The 2171-nt window shown below is 58.3% G+C and carries 3 protein-coding genes; 1 reads left to right on the forward strand and 2 read right to left on the reverse strand.

Annotated features, from left to right (window positions below; translation table 11 throughout):
• Together AAC083_RS08555 and AAC083_RS08560 are read right to left on the reverse strand one after the other, a co-directional pair.
• On the reverse strand, positions 1-949 hold a 949-nt coding region (locus AAC083_RS08555), incomplete at its 3' end, for an RNA degradosome polyphosphate kinase (protein WP_146181623.1).
• Between the two features lie 75 nt (positions 950-1024).
• Entirely contained in the window at positions 1025-1537 is a 513-nt protein-coding gene (locus tag AAC083_RS08560; protein WP_108536323.1) for a glycine cleavage system protein R, read from the reverse strand.
• Between the two features lie 189 nt (positions 1538-1726).
• On the opposite strand from AAC083_RS08560, the gene AAC083_RS08565 reads away from it, so the two are divergent.
• Positions 1727-2171: DUF2726 domain-containing protein (locus AAC083_RS08565; protein ID WP_181364690.1), on the forward strand; the 445-nt coding region annotated here is incomplete at its 3' end.

A 2171-nucleotide genomic window follows, 5' to 3' on the forward strand; every position in this document is an offset into this window, starting at 1 on the left:
GCTTGGGGTTTTCCAGATAATCTCTGCCTACGTTGGGGAAGCCGATGAAATCCTTGAAGTTGTGATAGCGCCCGCCCGGCATGATGGCGTCGTAGGAGCTGATCTGCAGCTTGAGCTTCAGGAAGCTTATCATGGCGGCGGGCATCTCCCGCTCGTAGACGAAGCGTACCGGCATGGCGGTGAGGCGCTGCTTCAAACCGTCACTCATCTTGTCCACCAGACTGAGATCCAGCTGGTCGGAGAGATCATATTCGGCATCCCGGGTCAGTTTGACCGCATAGGCAGCTATCTCGTCGTAGTCGAAGAAGCCCTTGAAGATCTCGTCGAGACAGAAGCGGATGACGTTGTCCAGTATGATGATCTGCTTCTTGCGGCGAGTGCCTTCCGGCGGCAGCTGGAAGAAGCGGGGCAGATCGTCGGTCGGTACTTCCACCAGGGCGTACTGGATCACCTGGCCATTCTTCTTCATTTCTATGGCCAGATAGGTGTGCTCGTCCTTGAGGAACTTGACCGGGTTGACCTCCTTGTTGAGCAGGATCGGGATGATGTGGCGCAGCACCTTCTCCCTGAAAAAGACCCGCAGCCACTGTTGGATAGACTCGGAGATCTGGCTCTCGTTGACCAGAAAGATGTTGTGACGGGCCAGCGCTATCAACAGCTCCTTGTAGGTGTTGTCGAACGCTTCGCCGAGCGCCATCACTTTCTGCTGGATGGCGCGCAGCAACACCTTGGCATCGTCCTCGCCGCCGTGCACTTCGTTAATCAGGATGCGGCGCTTGACGTCCGACACCCGTACCTTGAAGAACTCATCCTGATTGGAGGAGAAGATCCCCAGGAAACGGACCCGCTCTATGAGGGGCACCGTCTTGTCCATTGCCTCTTGCAACACCCGTTCATTGAATGAGAGCCAGCTCAGCTCTTTCTCTTCATACTGCTTGTCGGTGCTCATGTGATGCCTCCGTGGTCAGGTCGCGTCTGCGCGGCAGTAATGGCGTGAAAATATGACAGGGTGATGACCATCCGCTCAGTCGGCGAACGCCTGGTCTATGTCGACCATCAGATCGTCGGAGAGCGACTCCAGCGCGGTGATCAGATCGTCGAGTTCGAGCTGGGGCGGCAGGGCCACCAGGGCATGGGCATAGAAGAGCGGGGCGCCGGAATGGGGAGCCGGTTCGCAACCCGTGGTGAGGTCGGACACGTTGATGTTGAGCTGGCGCAATATGCTGGCCATTTCACGGACGATACCGGGGCGGTCGTTGCCGGTCACCGTCATCATCACCTGATGGGGCGGTTCGGCGGTGGGCGTCCCTTCGGCAAAGCTGATGGTCAGACCCGGCAGCAGGGCCAGCGCTTCGCACAGGCTGCGATAGTGTTCATCGGGGACACAGACATGGAGGATACCGGCAAACTGTCCCGCCAGCTCGCTCATGGCGCTGCCCAGCCAGTTGCCCTGCTGCCGAGTGATGACATCCGCCAGACTTTCGACTATGCCGGGTTTGTCTGTGCCGATCACGGTCACGACCAATTGCTTTTGCATCCTGCTCTCCTTGGAATTGGGTTTCTGTAGCATTGTGCCTGCTGTGACAGGCCATATGAAGCCCTGCCCGGCGTAAACAGGGTGAAAAACGCAGATTCGGGAGGGGGCTATGTTTCAGCGCTGCCTGCCACTGGGCCCCTGTGGTAGAGTGATACCCCTCTTTTGTTTTGTGAACTGGATAGTGCGCTCATGAATACCCTTGTCGTATCGGGATTGGTGTTGTTGGTGCTGCTCCTGCTGGTGGTCTTCTGGACCCGAGGCAAGAAAGGCAAGCCGTTGCCCTATGATGTGCAGGAGACCCTGTTCAGTCCGGCCGAGCGCGCCTTCCTCGGTGTGCTGGATCTCGCGGTCGGTGACAAGGCCCGGGTGTTTGCCAAGGTGCGGGTGGCCGATGTACTGACCCCGGAGGCGGGTATGGGCAAGAGCAAGTGGCAGCAGGCGTTCAACAAGATCAGCGCCAAGCATCTGGATTACCTGCTCTGCCATCCGGCTGATCTCTCTTTTATTTGCGCCATCGAACTCGATGACAGTTCCCACCGCCAGCAGAAGCGCAGAGCCAGGGACAGCTTCCTCAAGGCCGCGTTCGACAGCGCCGGTTTGCCGCTGCTGCAAATCCCGGCAAGCAGCCACTATG

It is taken from the genome of Aeromonas sp. HMWF014, assembly GCF_963878295.1.
GTDB classification, from domain to species: Bacteria; Pseudomonadota; Gammaproteobacteria; order Enterobacterales; family Aeromonadaceae; genus Aeromonas; species Aeromonas popoffii.

Coding starts and splice junctions, on each gene's coding strand:
- AAC083_RS08560 (WP_108536323.1), bottom strand. CDS start 1,537: ATGCAAAAGCAATTGGTCGTGACCGTGATCGGCACAGACAAACCCGGC.